14 protein-coding genes and 2 pseudogenes are annotated in these 17,573 nt (G+C 42.8%); 9 read left to right on the top strand and 7 right to left on the bottom strand.

Annotated elements, in window-relative coordinates; genetic code table 11:
- Window positions 1-21: 21 nt before the first annotated feature.
- Window positions 22-1,986, bottom strand: a complete 1,965-nt coding sequence (locus GSF13_RS23945; RefSeq protein ID WP_211867326.1) for a PKD domain-containing protein — start codon at window positions 1,984-1,986, stop codon at window positions 22-24.
- A 149-nt stretch (window positions 1,987-2,135) separates the two neighbouring features.
- On the opposite strand from GSF13_RS23945, the gene GSF13_RS23940 reads away from it, so the two are divergent.
- Together GSF13_RS23940 and glmS are read left to right on the top strand one after the other, a co-directional pair.
- Complete coding sequence (locus tag GSF13_RS23940; protein WP_010377680.1) at window positions 2,136-2,918, top strand: DeoR family transcriptional regulator; 783 nt, start codon at window positions 2,136-2,138, stop codon at window positions 2,916-2,918.
- A gap of 10 nt (window positions 2,919-2,928) precedes the next feature.
- The gene (gene glmS, locus GSF13_RS23935) at window positions 2,929-4,749 is read left to right on the top strand and encodes a glutamine--fructose-6-phosphate transaminase (isomerizing) (protein ID WP_010606960.1); all 1,821 of its coding nucleotides are present in this window, start codon (window positions 2,929-2,931) and stop codon (window positions 4,747-4,749) included.
- 167 nt (window positions 4,750-4,916) lie between these two features.
- On the opposite strand, the gene murF is transcribed toward glmS, so the two are convergent.
- The 3 genes from murF to GSF13_RS23920 form a co-directional block, all read right to left on the bottom strand.
- Window positions 4,917-6,290, bottom strand: coding sequence for a UDP-N-acetylmuramoyl-tripeptide--D-alanyl-D-alanine ligase (gene murF / locus GSF13_RS23930; RefSeq protein ID WP_206473515.1), 1,374 nt, complete (start codon window positions 6,288-6,290; stop codon window positions 4,917-4,919).
- 17 nt (window positions 6,291-6,307) lie between these two features.
- On the bottom strand, window positions 6,308-6,673 hold the full coding sequence (locus GSF13_RS23925; protein ID WP_206473512.1) for a hypothetical protein: 366 nt from the start codon (window positions 6,671-6,673) through the stop codon (window positions 6,308-6,310).
- A gap of 847 nt (window positions 6,674-7,520) precedes the next feature.
- Window positions 7,521-8,492, bottom strand: coding sequence for a transposase (locus GSF13_RS23920; protein WP_211867324.1), 972 nt, complete (start codon window positions 8,490-8,492; stop codon window positions 7,521-7,523).
- 436 nt (window positions 8,493-8,928) lie between these two features.
- Between GSF13_RS23920 and GSF13_RS23915 the strand changes: the two genes are divergently transcribed.
- On the top strand, window positions 8,929-9,825 hold the full coding sequence (locus GSF13_RS23915) for a PD40 domain-containing protein (RefSeq protein WP_010606956.1): 897 nt from the start codon (window positions 8,929-8,931) through the stop codon (window positions 9,823-9,825).
- 261 nt (window positions 9,826-10,086) lie between these two features.
- Here GSF13_RS23915 and GSF13_RS23910 read toward each other — a convergent pair.
- Window positions 10,087-10,266: pseudogene (locus GSF13_RS23910) on the bottom strand (ISAs1 family transposase); the annotation flags it as partial.
- A gap of 330 nt (window positions 10,267-10,596) precedes the next feature.
- Window positions 10,597-11,187: pseudogene (locus GSF13_RS23905) on the bottom strand (transposase); the annotation flags it as partial.
- Between the two features lie 408 nt (window positions 11,188-11,595).
- Here GSF13_RS23905 and GSF13_RS23900 point away from each other — a divergent pair.
- Window positions 11,596-11,982: a hypothetical protein gene (locus GSF13_RS23900; protein ID WP_010606954.1), complete on the top strand. Its 387-nt coding sequence runs from the start codon at window positions 11,596-11,598 to the stop codon at window positions 11,980-11,982.
- Window positions 11,983-12,053: 71 nt separating this feature from the next.
- Here GSF13_RS23900 and GSF13_RS23895 read toward each other — a convergent pair whose 3' ends face one another.
- On the bottom strand, window positions 12,054-12,944 hold the full coding sequence (locus tag GSF13_RS23895) for a hypothetical protein (RefSeq protein WP_206473508.1): 891 nt from the start codon (window positions 12,942-12,944) through the stop codon (window positions 12,054-12,056).
- 411 nt (window positions 12,945-13,355) lie between these two features.
- On the opposite strand from GSF13_RS23895, the gene GSF13_RS23890 reads away from it, so the two are divergent.
- The 5 genes from GSF13_RS23890 to GSF13_RS23870 all read left to right on the top strand — a co-directional run bounded on the left by GSF13_RS23890 (window position 13,356) and on the right by GSF13_RS23870 (window position 17,556).
- Window positions 13,356-14,528 (top strand): RNA ligase RtcB family protein, encoded by a 1,173-nt coding sequence (locus GSF13_RS23890; RefSeq protein WP_206473507.1) that lies wholly within the window; start codon window positions 13,356-13,358, stop codon window positions 14,526-14,528.
- On the top strand, window positions 14,525-15,169 hold the full coding sequence (gene prfH / locus GSF13_RS23885) for a peptide chain release factor H (protein ID WP_174170191.1): 645 nt from the start codon (window positions 14,525-14,527) through the stop codon (window positions 15,167-15,169). The genes GSF13_RS23890 and prfH overlap by 4 nt, the downstream gene beginning before the upstream one ends.
- A complete protein-coding gene (locus GSF13_RS23880) occupies window positions 15,159-15,488 on the top strand; it encodes a phosphotyrosine protein phosphatase (protein ID WP_174170192.1) in 330 nt (109 codons plus the stop codon). Before prfH ends, GSF13_RS23880 begins: the two co-directional genes overlap by 11 nt.
- A 169-nt stretch (window positions 15,489-15,657) precedes the next feature.
- Window positions 15,658-16,281: an RNA ligase family protein gene (locus GSF13_RS23875; RefSeq protein WP_174170193.1), complete on the top strand. Its 624-nt coding sequence runs from the start codon at window positions 15,658-15,660 to the stop codon at window positions 16,279-16,281.
- 6 nt (window positions 16,282-16,287) lie between these two features.
- Entirely contained in the window at window positions 16,288-17,556 is a 1,269-nt protein-coding gene (locus GSF13_RS23870; RefSeq protein WP_174170194.1) for an AAA family ATPase, read from the top strand.
- The last annotated feature ends 17 nt before the right edge of the window (window positions 17,557-17,573 follow it).

Genomic DNA, 17,573 nt, shown 5'->3' with positions numbered 1-17,573 from the left:
AAGTTATCGAGTAGAGAGACCTTATTCTACTGAAAGTGTCATTGTTTTAGTTGCAACGGAAGCGGACTTTTCATCAACAACACTTAAACTTACTTGGTAGTCGCCTGGTGCAACAGGAGTGAATTGTAGGTTCGAGTTATGAGCTGCGGTACTGTCAATCACTTCGCCTGACGGAGCAACCACCTTCCAAAAATAGGTCAAATTGCTTGCGTTGCTGTCGCTATCCATAACCGTTGGAGTTATCCAAAGCGCTGTATCTTTTTTAGGTGCACCTTGATAATCCAGCGACGTAATTATTGGAGCGCTATTTTGAACTGCACTTACTTTGATGAATGCTGCAACTACTAGTTCAACCTTGCCATCAGACACGATGCATTTCAGCACATAGTTGCCAGCTTCATCGAAGGTAATAGACGCGCGATTATCAGCATTATTGACTACTGCAGTGCTATTCTCAGGCTTCGTTTCAAGCGACCAGCGATAAGTGATCGGATCGCCGTCTTTATCTTCTGCGGATACCAAAAAGACTTTGGTTTCCCCTTCCGTAGCTGTAGATATTTGTGGGCTCATAGACGCTGTGGGTCCATAATTTTCAGGGTGACTCTTTATCACGCCACTGGCGGTTTGGCTTAGCTCACCGTTACTTACCTCCACAAAATAACGATAACTCCCCTCTCCGTGAGGCGTAAAGGTCACCGTGTCGGTATCTTCATTCGTAATGGAATAGGTCAAACCGGCGTCAAATGGCTCAAACGTCCAAATAAAGGAAAGTGTTCTGCCGCTTGTATCTCTACTTCGCTTGGCGCTAAGCTCGATGGTTTCATTGATTTTGGTTGACTCTGGCACATCGACGAATACAAGCGGTTTGTTTGCTGCGCCTAATTTGGCCGTTAAGGTATGGGTTGCTTCACTTAAACGGCCCTGTTTGTCTTTAAGGCTAAAGCGGATTTTATATTGCCCTGCCTTATCTAATTGAAGCGAGGTGAGAAATCCATTTGGTGTTGCCATTGCGGCTTGGCTGCCGCTCGGTTTGCTGTCAAAACTCCAAAGCGGTGTTACAGCGCCTTGATACTGACTACCATCGCTTTTCAGTTCAACAAAAGTCATTGAGCTTAATGTAACCTCTGAAGGCGCTGAAATAACCGCTTTAAGAGCTGGCTGGTTATCTACAACGATGACTTTTTCCGATTTGCTATGCGATGATTTACCATCATAAACGGTTAAAGTAATGGTGTATTCACCCGCAAATTTAGAGGCGAAAGAGGCAACGTTATTGTTAGGGCTTACTAATGTATATTCATCAACATTAGCAGGTGCAGTGACTTGCCATTTATAACTGAGATTATCGCCGTCTGAGTCTGAACTGTTGCTCGCATCTAACCGTAGATGCTCGTTGATGGCAATTTCCTGTTTTGTGAGTGTGAAATCAGCGACAGGAGGCGTGTTCACACTTGGTGTGGTTTTTTCTTTTACACGGATCTCAAACTGTGTTGTCGATTCGTTACTACCTGACTTGATTGTTAGCCCTACAATGTAGCTACCTGCAACATCAGCGGTAAAGTGCGCTTGCTTAGCATTGGGGTTAGATAACTGAGCGTTACTGCCTTGAGGTTTGGCTTGCCACTGCCATGTTATTTCGGCATTTTCAGGGATCGTACTTCCCGTAGTGCTAAGCTGAATGACGTTGCCAGTCTCCCCAAAGGCACTTGCCTGAATTTTAGCGACTGGCTTAGTCGTGGTATCCGTTCCAGAATCTGTATTATCGTTATTTGAATCTGTGTTGCCGTTATTTGAATCTGTGTTGCCGTTATTTGAATCTGTGTTGCCGTTATTTGAATTCGTGTTGCCGTTATTTGAATTCGTGTTGCCATTATTTCCATTTTTGCCGCTATCTTGATTGACTGGTGTAGTGTCACCGCCTGAACCGCCGCATCCTGCTAGTAATAGTGAACAACAAAGCATTGATGTTATTAAGTTTTTGTTCATTTAATTATCCTTTTAAGTACCTCAATTCGGAAATGTATCCTGATGTTCATAATATTTCCAGTTAAAATTTGTTCAGTGCAAAATTTAACTTGTTTAGGTTTTGAAGTTTCGACTATAATCGCCTTAAATTTCGAAACGAAACTTATTTGATGACTAAACGAAACACTCAACAGCGCAGACATACCATTCTTTCATGGGTGAATGAATACGGTGAAGTAAGCGTAGAATCACTCGCCGCTGAGTTTGAAACGTCAGAAGTTACGATTCGTAAGGATTTAACGGCACTAGAAAAAAGCGGCCTGTTACTACGCCGCTATGGCGGTGCGATAGCTCTTCCTAAGGAGATCACCGCATCAGGTAAAGACGAGCAAGACTCGGTACGTAAAACGGCCATTGCCAAAGCGGCCGCCGAGCTGATTAAAGATCACAATCGCATCATTATCGATAGCGGCAGAACCACTGAAACCCTAATTCCGGAGCTTGCACAAAAGCGCGGCTTAGTCGTGATGACCAATGCGATGAATATCGCTAATCGATTGTTATCACTGGAGAATGAGCCAACCTTATTGATGACCGGCGGGACATGGGATCCGCACTCAGAATCCTTTCAAGGGCAAGTAGCAGAGCAAGTACTGCAATCCTATGACTTTGATCAGCTTTTTATTGGTGCCGATGGCATTGATGTAGAGCGCGGCACAACCACATTCAACGAATTAATTGGGCTGAGCCGTGTGATGGCAAAGTCAGCCCGTGAAGTGATTGTGATGGTCGAATCCGACAAGATTGGCCGTAAAATTCCAAATTTAGAAATACCTTGGGCACAGATCACCACTTTGATCACCGACAACAACTTGGCCGATGACCTCCGCCAAGCGATCGAAGCGCGTGGTATACAACTTATCTGTGCTGAACTACACACAACGTGCAAATAATGGAGAGATTATGTGTGGAATCGTAGGCGCTGTTGCTGAGCGTCCAGTAAACAAAATTCTTATCGAAGGCCTAAAACGCCTTGAATACCGTGGTTATGACTCTGCAGGTGTCGCTCTTTGCGAAGGCGGCGCACTCAACAGCGTGAAAGCCGTAGGTAAAGTGGTGAACCTAGAGTCAGCCCTTGAAAATGCCGAAGTAAAAGGTACTACCGGTATCGCGCACACGCGCTGGGCAACACACGGCGGCGTAACAGAAGCTAACGCGCACCCGCATATTTCTAACAGCGAAATTGCGCTGGTACACAACGGTATTATTGAAAACCACGAAGGTTTGCGCGCGGCATTAAAAGAAGACGGTTACGAGTTTTTATCTGACACCGACACCGAAGTGATGGTGCACCTGATCCATCAACTCAGACAGCAACACACTACATTACTCGCTGCCGTGCAAGCAGCGGTAAAACAGCTTGAAGGTGCATACGGTACGGTATTATTTGATAAAGCCAATCAAGATGAAATCATCGTGGCACGTTCAGGCAGCCCATTGGTTATTGGCCTTGGCCTTGGTGAAAACTTTATTGCCTCTGATCAGCTTGCGCTATTACCTGTAACCCGCAGCTTTATCTTCCTAGAAGAAGGCGATGTAGCACGCATTACTCGTGAAACGGTAGAAATCTTCGACATTAACGGCAATTCTGTAGAGCGCGAAGTGGTTGAGTCTAACATCACGCAAGATGTGTCGGGCAAAGGCGAATACCGCCACTACATGCTAAAAGAAATCTACGAGCAGCCAATGGCCGTACGTAACACACTTGAAGGCCGTTTAGATAACGATCGCGTTAGTATCGATGCATTTGGCGATAAAGCGAACGAAATTTTTAAAGATGTAAAACACGTACAGATCATCGCATGTGGTACGTCTTACCACTCAGGCATGGTGGCACGCTACTGGCTGGAGCAATTTGCAGGCGTAAGCTGTAACGTTGAAATCGCCTCAGAATTTCGCTACCGCGACTCATTCGTTCACGAAAACAGCCTACTGGTAACCATTTCACAATCGGGCGAAACCGCAGACACGCTCGCGGCACTGCGTCTTGCCAAAGAGCAAGGCTATATGGCGTCGATGACCATCTGTAACGTACCTGGCTCATCGCTAGTACGTGAGTCAGATCTTGCCTTTATGACCAAAGCAGGCGCTGAAATTGGTGTCGCATCAACCAAAGCATTTACGACTCAATTAGTTGGCTTATTGATGCTAACGGCATCGATCGCGCAGGAAAAAGGCCGTGACCAAAGTGCAATCGTCAACGCCATTAAAACTCTGCCAACCAAGCTTGAAGAAACGCTAACGATGGCCGATGGCATCGAGCTTCTTGCAGAAGAATTTGCCGACAAACATCACTCGCTATTCCTAGGCCGTGGTTCACAATACCCAATCGCAATGGAAGGTGCACTTAAGCTTAAAGAAATCTCCTACATCCACGCCGAAGCTTATGCGGCAGGCGAGCTAAAACACGGCCCGCTCGCGCTTATCGACGCAGATATGCCAATTATCGTCGTTGCACCAAACAACGAACTGCTTGAAAAGCTTAAATCAAACGTTGAAGAAGTGCGCGCACGCGGCGGTATCATCTATGTATTCGCGGACAAAGACTCAAACTTTGCCTCAGACGACACCATGCGAGTAATGAACGTCAACCACGTAGAAAACATCATCGCCCCAGTGGTTTACACCATCCCACTACAGCTACTTTCATATTATGTAGCCGTAATCAAAGGCACCGATGTTGACCAACCGAGAAATCTCGCAAAGAGTGTAACGGTAGAATAAGAAAAGGCGCGCAAGCGCCTCATGTTGTAACTTAGGAATAAAGTTTCATACTAAGTAATAAAAGTATACATACTTAAATGATCGCAAAGTTGATAGTAGCCGGCTTTGCGATTTTTATAATGTAATTTATTATACCCATACTAATTTACTTATTTGAGAGTTTTTCATTAACTAAAGAGATCAATACTTCCTTTTTCTAGAGAATCAACGATTATATCTAGTGACATATCTCTTGATGCTTGTACCATAATCACATCATCGCCTGAAACCTCAGAGAGCAAGAAATTAGCAGCCAAGTTGGCATTTTCAAAGTGCTTCCAATGTTTTAGCTGGGCTGTTTCTCCAATGAATCTAGCATGCTCGCCAATGGTAATTAAAACATCTATACCAATTTCAGAAATAACTTCACCTATATGTCTGTGAGCTTCCTCGCTGAATTTTCCTAATTCCAGCATATCCCCAATAACAGCCATTGTTCTAGCCCCTTTTGCTCTGACATCAGCCAAAGTGTATAAAGAGGCTTTGATTGAGTCTGGTGCTGCATTATATGTGTTATCTAGTAAAACTGCTCCACATAGTGCTCTAGAAAACACACCTCGTCTTTCTGGAGTTGAATAAGAAGAGAGTCGATCAGCAATCACTTCTTGTCTAATTCCTAAAGCTGATGCAACAGCAAAAGCAGCTCCTGCGTTGTAAGCGTGATGCTTTCCAATGCTTCCCATTATTGATATAGGAACACCATTAATACGAAACACAGGGTTTCCTTTAGAGGTCAAGTGAATATCAGATATTCTAAAGTCTGAGCCTTCAGATTCCCCAAAGGATAATATTTTACACTTTGTAAGCTTTTTAAATTTTTCGAAATACTTATCATCGGCATTTAATATTAAGAGACCGTCAGCATCTATACCCTCTAATATTTCTATTTTTGCTTTTGCTATTTCTTCAATAGAACCTAAATGTTCAATATGAGACATTCCAATGTTAGTGATGACACCAATGGTCGGTCTAGTAATTTTTGAAAGATAATTTATTTGGTTTTTTCCTCTCATTCCTAGCTCAACAACAGAACATTCATGACTTCTATTTAGCTTGCTTAACTCAATCGGAACGCCAAGTTGGTTATTAAAGTTTTTACGGCCTTTATGTGTGTTAAATTCACTTGATAATATGTGTGCGATCATATCCTTAGTACTTGTTTTACCTACACTTCCAGTAACTGCTATTAGAGGGATATTTAACCTTCCCCGCCATATTTTGCCAAGCTGGCCCATAGCATCGACAGTCGAAGGGACTACAAACTGAGGAATATCTACATGTTTCACTTCCCTTTCCACAACTGCGCCAATAGCGCCATTCTTTTTAGCTTCGGATAAAAAGTCGTGACCATCAAATTTTTTTCCTTCTAAAGCGATAAAAAGGTTTCCAGGTAAAACTTCATTAGATATTTGAGTATACCCGGTGACATAATCTAATGAAGATATTGGTTTCGTTGGCCTTCCACCAATTGCTACGGAAGCCTCTATTAAAGGTAAGATCATAATTTAATTTCCTTATGTTACTGAAAGAATAGTCGAATCACATTTGCTATAGTTGCTAGAGCTCCTAAGGCTGAAATGCGTAAAGCTGTTTTTTGAATTTTTAATGTGGTTTGAAGCTCTTTTTCTTTATTTTTAGCCTCTTTATCTATTTCGCGACTAATCCACTTCGTTGCATATTCAACAGTCGGTTTGAATGTTGTTGTGAGCTTTGTTTCTGGGTTAATCAGTGTTGTGGGATTAGGAATCTCTATGAGAGATTTCGGTTTTGCATTTATCACCAAAAGTCTAACTTGTTCTACCCCCAGAACTTGCAAGCTCTCGTCCCACTGTCTTTCTGACTTTCTTTGGCCTTCTTCGTGCCAATCAGACATCAATTTGGTCATAATTCTCCTTAAAATCTTAAGTCTTAGATTTACTAATCTATAATATATATCGAAAATGTTAACAGTGTAAATATTCTTGGTTTGTGGTTTCTATATAAAAGATAATTATGCGTAAGGTAAAATATGCTGATGCAATTTAATCAAGGCTCGATGCAACCAAATGTTGCAGAACCAAGTAGGATCGATTGGTCGAAAAGAGACAAGAAATTTGTTAGGTAACTAATTAATTTAATGAATAAATCTGAAAATCAATTAGATACAGCGTGATATACAGTCACTTGGTTCGCAACCCACGCAAGCATTCCATTGTCTCAGATCAAAAAATACATGAGTTACTTTTTTGTAAATTATTTTTTAATAAATGTTGTGAAACTATAGGAGAATATCAACGCCGTCGTATCGCTGTGGCATGTATTCGTTGTATTGCAAAACATCAAAGGGGCAGCAGCACTGACACCCACGATTATTTACTCACGATGGTTATGGCAGTTTCGACTTAGAATTATACAAGATTGTTCATTATGTGTATCAAAAGCGCTTCTAAAATAAGGTAGTTGTTGGTGTTTGCTCATTTTTCGACACTAAAACTAGTGTATCACGCACGACAAGGGGGCAGCAGCACTGAGGGGCAGCAGCACTGACACCCACGATTATTTGCTTACCATGGTTATGGCAGTTTCGACTTAGAATTATACAAGATTGTTCATTATGTGTATCAAAAGCGCTTCTAAAATAAGGTAGTTGTTGGTGTTTGCTCATTTTTCGACACTAAAACTAGTGTATCACGCACGACAAGGGCGCTGTAATTTGCACAGCTTGAGGGGGTATCGCTAAAGGCGTTATTTGGTTAAGCCAGCAAACGTGCACAATTTGCTAGATTTGTGCGCCGTCGTTTTTTAAGGGTTCCACAATAAGCTGTGAGTACTTGTTCTCGACCCACCGCGCCGTGGAAAACCCGAGAAAATTGTGTAGTGAGCTTCATCCAGTTATCAGGTTCGATGTTTAGTCGAGACAGAATAGGTTGAGACTCAAAGATGGCACCGCTTTTGTCGGTGCGAATACATTGACCGGTAAGCTCAACTAATTCTATATAAAACTTGAGTTCAAAAGGCAGCCCTTTTGGCATATGTTTTCGGGGGCTTCCTGCAAACCGTAATAGGCTTTTTGGTTGTTTCCCTTGCCTTGCATGGTCGATACGCTTTTTGATACTGGTAAAGTCAGAGGTTTCAAGTGTTGGGGCTAATTTAGCTCGAATAGGGTTTAAGTCAACGTATGCCATACAAGCGGTTAATGCTGCTTCGTCCAACAAGGGCTGAGATTTAAATCGTCCTTCCCAGAACCGGCCTGTACACTCATCCTCTTTATTTGCTCTACGGGCAATATCCTCGTTGAGTACCCGCATAAACCAACTAATATCAGCCAGTCTTTGTCTGTATTTGGAAGTATATTCACTGAGTATCAACTGCTCCGACTCGCTTAGAGGCTCTTCCTCGATAAACTTCCAAGTTACCCAATTACCTTTAAACAGCTTGTGCCAGCGTATTACAACGGCTTTATCTGATAAGCGCTTGGCCTTTTTATCATCAACGTGCAGAACAAGGTGAGTGTGGTTACTCATCACCGCATAAGCACAGACGTCAATACAGAAGGCAGCTGCCAACATCAGGAGCTTTTCTTCAACCCAGTCACGGCGATGTTCATAGGATTTTCCGGTCAATTTATCTTCACCGCATAAAAACGCGCGCCTCACGCAACGGGAGATACAGTGGTAGTATTTGGTGTCGGTTAAGCTGATTTGATTTTTACGGGCAGTAGCCATCCTTTGTTTTCCTCAATCCTTTGAGTGCAGAATTAGAGCGTAGACGACTTTTAAAAAAGGCACAAATTAGTGGTGGGTGTCTTTGGTTTACTTGTTCAACTTCTACAGGCTTATATGCCCTCAAAATCAAGATACTAAAGGCGCATTCAGCGCCTTTTTTATAACGGTTCAAATTAATCCGTCTTAAAAATCTCATAACTCATTTCCCCTTATGGGTTTCTGAAGTTTGCATTCTAAAAGCCAAAGCAGAAAACTTATTTATTAAATACAATTTCTTACTAGATATTTTTCTATTTATTTAAATCGTAAGTTTGTGGTACTACGCACTTAAAAAGACAGTATGAGTAACAATCAGGCACAATTCATCAAGACGTCAGGTTTTTTGTATTTGAACTGCTAATGTCAGTGGTTCTTAAATCACCATTAAGGACAAACCATGAAGTCGAATTTAGCTTTACTCACCCTATTATTTTTAAATCTCAGCGGTTGCTCTATGAATCATGCTGAAGATAAAACCAATGTAAAAGAAAGTATGTATTTTGGTGAGCAGCCACCGGGTTTAGTGCCGAAGATCTTTGAGCCTAAAATAGTTTCACCAAACGGGGAGTTTGAAAGCGGTACATTCACGCCAGATATGCAGTCTTTTTACTTCACCAAAGCGATAGGCGAAGACAAAAAGCGAGGTTTCTTTGTTATCCATAAAGAAAATAATCAGTGGGGAAAGGCGTCAGAAACAGATCTACATTGGCCGCAGTTTTCTTATGATGGTAACAAAATGTTTATCGGTAAAATGTATCGAGAGCGCGAAGGGGGTGGTTGGTCTGAGCCTAAAAGCCCAGGCGCGTTCATAGAACATATGGCTCATGGACGATCGGTTTCTGCAAGTGGCACTTATTACTTTACCGGATATAAAAAGCGAGGTGTTGTTGGCGCTTTGTATTACTCTCGACTTATCAACGGGCAGTATGAAGAGCCGATAAAGCTAAGAGACGATATGAATCAAGGAGAGTATATTGCTGGTTCTATGATAGCGCCTGATGAGTCATATTTGATTTGGAGTGTGCAACGAGCAGAGGGTTTTGGCCAATCTGATCTCTATATTAGTTTTAAAGAGCAAGATGGTACTTGGTCGAAGGTTATAAATATGGGGACAGCAATTAATACAGAAAAACAGGAAAGCTCCCCTCAATTATCACCTGATGGAAAATATTTTTTCTTTAATCGAGGTGATTGGCATGTGAATGGAAGCGGCAAACGTGTTTATGAAGGAAAACAATATTGGGTTGATATTCAACTGATAAAAAACTTAAAACTAAAAAGTGAGTTTACTTAATTATCTTATGTTTACAAACAAAGGCGCGTTTGGCGTCTTTTGACTAATATCTATAGGACACGTAACTGTTCAACGAGTATGCTTATTTACGAGTTACATGGTAAGCAACCAAGCTACAAACTGTTTTGCTTCAACAGCATTGCTAAGGCTTACTTTTCTGAAATCAGCATGATCTTTATAAACAACATTTTGTTTGTTTACAGAGATCGATGAAATCGGTGGGGTGGCTTCTATGTCAGGGGCGGAGCATACTTTGATTACTTATAAGCCAAAGAACACCTGTGCCCTAAATTTGTCGTTCCAGCCAGCTGTTTTCAATTTGCTGCGTTGACTCGGTAAGCCGCATTCACACTGCTTGAGCATATTCATTACAAAGCGCCTGAATAGGGCCATATTTTCCACCGCACCATCGAGACAAATTCTTGATGAATCCTCTTTAAAGGGGGTTATAAAGACACCCATAATTATTTGTCATCAAAGCTGCACTATCCATACACAACCTAATACGATTTGCATTGGCTTAACCGAAAAACGAAAATGATTTCTGTCCAGCAAACAATACTGACAGCCACTACTATTTGCTTACCATGGTTATGGCAGTTTCGACTTAGCTTTGTACAAGGTTGTTCATTATTCGTATCAAAAGCGCTTCTAAAATAAGGTAGTTGTTGGTGTTTGCTCATTTTTCGACACTAAAACTAGTGTATCACGCACGACAAGGGCGCTGTAATTTGCACAGCTTGAGGGGTTATCGCTAAAGGTGTTATTTGGTTAAGCTAGCAAGCGTTCACAATTTGCTAGATTTGTGCGCCGTCGTTTTTTAAGGGTTCCACAATAAGCTGTGAGTACTTGCTCTCGACCCACCGCGCCGTGGAAAACCCGAGAAAATTGTGTAGTGAGCTTCATCCAGTTATCAGGTTCGATGTTTAGTCGAGACAGAATAGGTTGAGACTCAAAGATGGCACCGCTTTTGTCGGTGCGAATACATTGACCGGTAAGCTCAACTAATTCTATATAAAACTTGAGTTCAAAAGGCAGCCCTTTTGGCATATGTTTTCGGGGGCTTCCTGCAAACCGTAATAGGCTTTTTGGTTGTTTCCCTTGCCTTGCATGGTCGATACGCTTTTTGATACTGGTAAAGTCAGAGGTTTCAGGTGTTGGGGCTAATTTAGCTCGAATAGGGTTTAAGTCAACGTATGTCATACAAGCAGCTAATGCTGCTTCGTCCAGCAAGGGCTGAGATTTAAATCGTCCTTCCCAGAACCGGCCTGTACACTCATCCTCTTTATTTGCTCTACGGGCAATATCCTCGTTGAGTACCCGCATAAACCAACTTATATCAGCCAGTCTTTGTCTGTATTTGGTAACATATTCACTGAGTATCAACAGAGGAGCAGCACTGACATCCACAGTTATCTGCTCACCATGGTTATGACAGTTTCGGCTTAGCATTGCACTAAATTGTTCATTATTCGTATCAAAAGCGCTTCTAAAATAAGGTAGCTGTTGGTGTTTACGTATTTCTCGACACTAAAACTAGTGTATCGCGCCCGGCAACGAGGAATACTGCGTCCCAGGCTATTAATGTGGTAACGGTGTCTGCGTGTGCTTGTTCAAATTGAATCTTAAACTAACTACGCGACGTGTTAAAAAATATTTAAACTTGTTTTGTTTTATTTAAATTTGTTATGTGTTAGGTTTGCAATGCCTTAGATTTCAAGGGCTTTTCTAATAAATGAACTTAATAAATGTATAAAGGAATAATATACAATGAAAGTATTGAACAAAGTTTTTGGTGCAACCGTTTTAGCGTTAGGTGTATCTGCAGGGTCGGCTTCTGCTGCTGAAGTAAAAATCACAGAAGTAGATTATGGTAGTGTGATCATCCAAACTGCTGATGTTGTGTTAAACCACAGCCAAGCAGGCACTTTCTCTATGAATGTGAGCGAAAACCATTTAACTGTAAATGCTCAAGACTCTAATGGACGTAAGTTCCGCTGCGTAATGAATGGCACTGTAAGCTACAGCGATCCTACTATTCTTGAAAGAGTAACGAACATCGCAGCGACAATCTCTGAAGGCGACAGAGTACAATTTGAGGTGCAAAAAAATGTATTACCTCAAGTTTGTCATGTTAAAAAAATGCTAAGCTTCTAAGCTTTGCTATTTCGCAATGGAAAGTGTGCGCACCTTCCATTGCTTTAAGTACTTCTATTTAGCTAGCTTGACTACGCAGTGATAAAAGCTTGGGCAAGATCATGGTGACCATCTCTTTCTAAGCAATCGATAACTTGTTGTTCTACTTGAGTAACTAAGTTACTGCGCTTTAGTTCGATAAAGGCATCGGTAAAACTGTCTTTATATTCTTCCCAACCGCCACAATATGCATTGGCTTCACCGAAAATGGACTTAAATTGATAGGTGATAAGAAAATACTCCCCCGATTCTTGCCATTCTGTTGTGGATTCAGTTACTTGACGACCATTCGCTTTCTTCACAAATAAGCGAAACAGTTCAGGTTTGAGAAAGTAGCCGTAGTGGCAGGTATCTAAACACGCAGTATAGTCGTTTTCGGTTAGCTGACTTAAATCGAGTTCTGGGTCTTTAAGTAACTTTTCTAAACAATTCGCGCCATATTCACACTTATCAAGGCGACAAATAATTTCGCACATCAGTGCAAAGTAGTCTGTGACAGACATTTTGCCTGCTTTGCGCAGCTCCACAAAAGAAGGGGCTACGGTGCGCTCAAAAAACTCAATGTCGAACTCTGAGCGATTCGCCGTCATTTCCATCAAAAAGTAGTCGGCGAATGGAAAATCAATGCCAAGTTCGAGGCAATGAAGACAGGCCGTTTCGATATCACCTGGGTGGTGATGATCAACTAATTCTCCCATACAAATATCGAGCTCTACCGCACTTAACTCATCACCCATCAAGTCGGCATACTGAATGACTTGTGCTTTCGTGAGTGCTGCGGTGACATCCAAATAACTTTCAAACAGGGCTTCCGATAAGGTTTCTACCTTTGCCTTATCTTGTTGAGACAAAGCTTGTTTTAAGGTGTCGAGGCGAGTTGGAGTGTCCTCGTTGTACCAATCTCCAAAATAGAATTGCGTCATATTTGTTTTCCTTAATCGATAATAGTCGCAGGAGTAAGTGATTAAGTGCTTGTTGCTGAATATCTAGCTGCTATCCTTGCATTGTTTAGGTTAATATCACAAGTTGCAATTCTTATCATTCAGCGCACAGGCAATCCAAGGTTGCATTGTGTTCCCAAACTGTTTACACTTGCCGCGATTCTAACCATTCATTCACTGTAGAGGAGAAAAAACATGACACAAACAACTTTATCCTTTGCAGGTCTTTCTCTGTAATTCGCGAGCGCGAATAAATATTTCCTAGCTTGCGAAAGCTGTATTTAGCGATTCTATGTTGCCTATGTAACCTAACATTTGATTGCTATAACTAAGCCATTCTAGACCTGCCAATACACAATTATTTTTAAACCTCATTGAAAGGTATTGGTAACTATGGGCAGATCCGTCCAACAAATTTCTGATCGCGTGTGTCTATTTGCATCTCAAGACACTTGGATTGAAGGCGCTGCGATCCAACAACTTACAAAAACCGCTGAACTAGCCAGTATGCATCGCGTTGCTGGTATGCCTGACTTGCACCCGGGGCGTGGTTATCCAATCGGCGCGGCATTTTTTAGCCTAGACCGGCTGTATCCCGCGTTAGTCGGAAACGATATTGGCTGTGGTATGGCGCTGTGGCAGACCACCACAAAGGTTGCCAAAGTTAATTTGGATAAGTTTGCTAAACGGCTAGAAGATATCGAGCAACCGCTCGATGCCAGTTGGCAAGAGACGATTCAAGCTGAAATGACACATCGTGATATTTCAGCTGGATTATTTGAAAGTGCACTGGGTACGATTGGCGGCGGTAATCATTTCGCCGAGTTTCAAGCGGTGGAACGTGTTTACAATGAAGCCGCGTTTACTGCGCTTGGCCTTGATAAAAAGTATTTACAGCTGCTGGTTCACTCCGGCTCGCGTGGGCTTGGGCAAGCCATTTTAGTCGACCATATTGCGCGTTTTAATCATGATGGCTTAGTGGCTGATGCGGGCTCGGAGAGTGAAAGCGCACGCTATTTGGCACGCCATGATGAAGCGGTGCGCTGGGCTGAGTTAAACCGCTTTTTGATTGCAAAAAGATTTCTCGCAGCCATTCGTAGCGATGGCGAATGTACGCTAGATGTTAATCACAACCTCGTGTGTCCAAAAGTTATTGATGGCCGCGCAGGTTGGCTGCACCGTAAAGGTGCGACCCCAAGTGACAAAGGTGCAGTCGTGATCCCCGGCTCACGAGGAGACTATAGCTATTTGGTTCAACCTGTAAACAATGCGCCTGCGTTAACTGCCAGTTTATATTCTTTGGCTCATGGTGCTGGTCGAAAGTGGAAGCGAGGTGACTGCCAAAGCCGCTTGAGTCACAAATATAAACGCGAAGACCTTTATCGCACAGCATTGGGGAGTCGTGTGATCTGTGGCAATAAGGAGTTGCTGTACGATGAAGCGCCGCAGGCTTATAAAAAGTGTGAAACCATTGTCAGTGATTTGGTTGACGCTGGATTGATAGAAGTGATCGCCATATTGCGTCCGGTGCTGACATTTAAAACCAACGGGAGTTGTTCGTCATGATCTTGTTGCAACTTTCAGCCGGTCAAGGCCCAGCAGAGTGCGGGAAAGCCGTTGCATTGGCGCTCAACTTAGTCGATAAACAAGCTAAAGCAATAGGCGCAGAATGTACTGTGTTAGCGCAAGAAATGCATGAACACAAAGGCTGCATGAAATCCGTATTGCTACAGCTTTCGAGTGACGCAAAAGCGCTTGCCGAGTATTGGCATGGCCCGCAGTTGTGGGTGTGCCAGAGCCCATTTCGTGCCAAACATAAACGGAAAAATTGGTTCTTTAGCGGAAGCATGGCCGAGATAGATGAAGTCACAATGGCATCCGATATTCGCTATCAAACTTGTCGCGCGTCAGGAGCTGGTGGGCAGCATGTTAATACCACAGACTCAGCGGTACGAGCGACGCATATAGCATCAGGATTGAGTGTGCGAGTGGAGAGTGAGCGTAGTCAGCACGCCAATAAGCGCGTTGCAAAGGCGTTATTGCTACAGAAATTGGCCGCGCAGGCAGATGCTGAGGAAATGGCTCGTGATAAAGCAAGGTGGCAGCAACATCAGGCGCTACAACGCGGTAATCCTAAAAATACTTTTAAAGGAAACCAGTTCAGCCCAAGGGTGCCGTTTAATATAGGAGCTCTGCATGACAACTAATGTGTTATTCATCTGTAGTCGCAACCAATGGCGCAGTCCAACCGCTGAGCGTATCTGGAAAAATCATCCGGGTATTAGCGTGAGATCGGCAGGCACAAGCCCAAGAGCACGTCGCAGCGTAAATGCGAGTGATATTGAGTGGGCCGATACTATTTTAGTCATGGAAGAAAAACATAAATCGCGGCTGCGTGCACAATACGCCAATCTATTGCGCTATAAAAATGTTCAAGTATTGGATATTCCTGACGAATATCAATTTATGGATGACGAGCTAGTGACGCTATTACAAGACAGTGTCGCGAGTATTTTAGTGGTTTAACCCAGCCCATTTGGGGTGTTAATAAGATTGTAGGGAAGAGGATAGAGCAATGTAATTCCATCGGGAACAAGCAATTGAGAACACAATAAGTCGTTTTGTTGCGATTAATTGCTGATTTTGCGGCCAAGTACCAACTTGGCTTTTTAATTTTAAAAATGGAGCAACTAAGATGAGAATTAAATATCCTCGAACTCCGCACTTGGTGTGGTCAAAAGGGATCACAAGTGATGATGTAAGGTGTGCCAACACGGAGCACTTTAAAAACAAACAAGTAGTCGTGACCGAGAAAATGGATGGTGAAAATACCACTTTGTATGCTGATTATATGCATGCACGATCACTCGACAGTCGTTATCATCCATCTCGCTCTTGGGTAAAAGCACTACAGGCTCAAATAGGTCTAAAGATTCCAAAAGGATGGCGTATCTGTGGTGAAAACTTGTATGCAAAGCACGCCATTCATTATCAGAAGTTGCCTAGCTACTTCCTCGCTTTTTCTGTGTGGAACGCGAGTAACGAGTGTTTAAGTTGGGATGATAGCCAAGCTATTTTTAATGAGCTTGGTCTGCATAATCCAAAGGTGCTCTATCGTGGGGCATGGTGCGAAAAAACCATCAAAAGTATTGTTGTAGATACAAACTTACAAGAAGGCTATGTGGTCAGAGTGGCTGATGCCTTCCATTATGATGAGTTTGCTAATTGTGTTGCCAAATGGGTGCGCTCAGATCATATTGTGTCGGATAAGCATTGGATGCATAGCGTTATTACACCAAACAAACTCATGGAGGAGTAACACTGTATGTTAGCGAAGAAAAAAGTAGCGGATTGGTTGCCTTTGCTTGCAGAGCAACATCAGCCTGATTTTACAGAGTGCTTAACCATGTTGGGGGAAACCTTTCCCCTGTTGCACGAACTTGAAGCAACACCACAAGATACTATTTGGCATGAGGAAGGTAATGTTGCCATTCATACCAATATGGTATTGGAAGCACTTTATGCATTGCTGCAGAGTTCTGCCTCTCATATAAAGGGGGAGCGAAGGCAGGTGCTGATACTCTCTGCGCTGTTGCATGATATTGCCAAGCCTGTCGTGACCAGAGCGAAGGAGATTGATGGTCAACGGCGGATTGTTGCACCGCGGCATGAGGCGATCGGGATGAGTTACCTAGCAAGTAGACTCGTTGACTTACCGTTGCCAATGCAGACTATTCAAACGATTTTGGCATTAGTCGGTTTTCATCAAATGCCCAAATTATTGGTAGTTAAAAACAAAGGCTTCAGTGAATATCTTAATTTAGCGCTAAATGCTGATCTCGAGATGCTCTACTGGCTCGAAGTTGCAGATATGCGAGGTCGTATCTGCCCAGATCAGGATATGCAAATTGAACTGCTGAGCTTGTTTAAAATGTTTGCTCAAGAATATAAGCTTTGGTCGATTGCAGATCCGGCTGAATCACTACTTGCTAATATATCGCGATACCCAACTGTTGAAGAACAGTGCTTCATTGCTGCTTATACAGTTAGGCAAATGGCTTTTGGCGAAATCACAGTTCCTGAAGAAGCTCCTATCAAATTTTACCAACAGGCAAAGCACTATGGTCATTTTTATATCATGTGTGGAGCTAGTGGGAGCGGTAAATCCAGTTGGATAGCAAAGCATCTTCAAGGATTTACACTGGTCTCTTTGGATGAACTAAGAGGCGAGATTAATGGTCGTTCCACGAGTCAAAAAAACCGTGGTCAGGTTCTACAAGCCGCCAAACAAAAGCTGAAAAAAGCATTAGCAGCAAAGGAAAATGTTGTGTGGGATGCGACAAACCTGCGAAAAGATTTTCGTAAGATACTTTGCGATTTAGGGTGTGACTACGGTGCGCTCGTGACGTTAGTTGTATTTCAACAAGGTGAAGTACAACTTCGGCAAAATAACCGAGCAAGAGCACGAGTCGTCCCAGATGAAGTGATAGCCCAGCAGCTGAAAAGGTTGGAGTGGCCATCGGTGACAGAAGCGCATCGGATACAGGTGATTGGCGAACAAGGGCAAGTGCTTTGGCAAAAGGGGGCGTTTTAGCCACCGTTCAGTGAGAT

This window comes from Pseudoalteromonas sp. M8, from assembly GCF_018141365.1.
GTDB lineage: Bacteria > Pseudomonadota > Gammaproteobacteria > Enterobacterales > Alteromonadaceae > Pseudoalteromonas.
Note: the sequence above shows the minus strand (reverse complement) of the source record. Positions and strands in the feature narration are given on the sequence as shown.

Coding starts and splice junctions, on each gene's coding strand:
- GSF13_RS23945 (WP_211867326.1), bottom strand. CDS start 1,986: ATGAACAAAAACTTAATAACATCAATGCTTTGTTGTTCACTATTACTA.
- GSF13_RS23940 (WP_010377680.1), top strand. CDS start 2,136: ATGACTAAACGAAACACTCAACAGCGCAGACATACCATTCTTTCATGG.
- glmS (WP_010606960.1), top strand. CDS start 2,929: ATGTGTGGAATCGTAGGCGCTGTTGCTGAGCGTCCAGTAAACAAAATT.
- murF (WP_206473515.1), bottom strand. CDS start 6,290: ATGATCTTACCTTTAATAGAGGCTTCCGTAGCAATTGGTGGAAGGCCA.
- GSF13_RS23925 (WP_206473512.1), bottom strand. CDS start 6,673: ATGACCAAATTGATGTCTGATTGGCACGAAGAAGGCCAAAGAAAGTCA.
- GSF13_RS23920 (WP_211867324.1), bottom strand. CDS start 8,492: ATGGCTACTGCCCGTAAAAATCAAATCAGCTTAACCGACACCAAATAC.
- GSF13_RS23915 (WP_010606956.1), top strand. CDS start 8,929: ATGAAGTCGAATTTAGCTTTACTCACCCTATTATTTTTAAATCTCAGC.
- GSF13_RS23900 (WP_010606954.1), top strand. CDS start 11,596: ATGAAAGTATTGAACAAAGTTTTTGGTGCAACCGTTTTAGCGTTAGGT.
- GSF13_RS23895 (WP_206473508.1), bottom strand. CDS start 12,944: ATGACGCAATTCTATTTTGGAGATTGGTACAACGAGGACACTCCAACT.
- GSF13_RS23890 (WP_206473507.1), top strand. CDS start 13,356: ATGGGCAGATCCGTCCAACAAATTTCTGATCGCGTGTGTCTATTTGCA.
- prfH (WP_174170191.1), top strand. CDS start 14,525: ATGATCTTGTTGCAACTTTCAGCCGGTCAAGGCCCAGCAGAGTGCGGG.
- GSF13_RS23880 (WP_174170192.1), top strand. CDS start 15,159: ATGACAACTAATGTGTTATTCATCTGTAGTCGCAACCAATGGCGCAGT.
- GSF13_RS23875 (WP_174170193.1), top strand. CDS start 15,658: ATGAGAATTAAATATCCTCGAACTCCGCACTTGGTGTGGTCAAAAGGG.
- GSF13_RS23870 (WP_174170194.1), top strand. CDS start 16,288: ATGTTAGCGAAGAAAAAAGTAGCGGATTGGTTGCCTTTGCTTGCAGAG.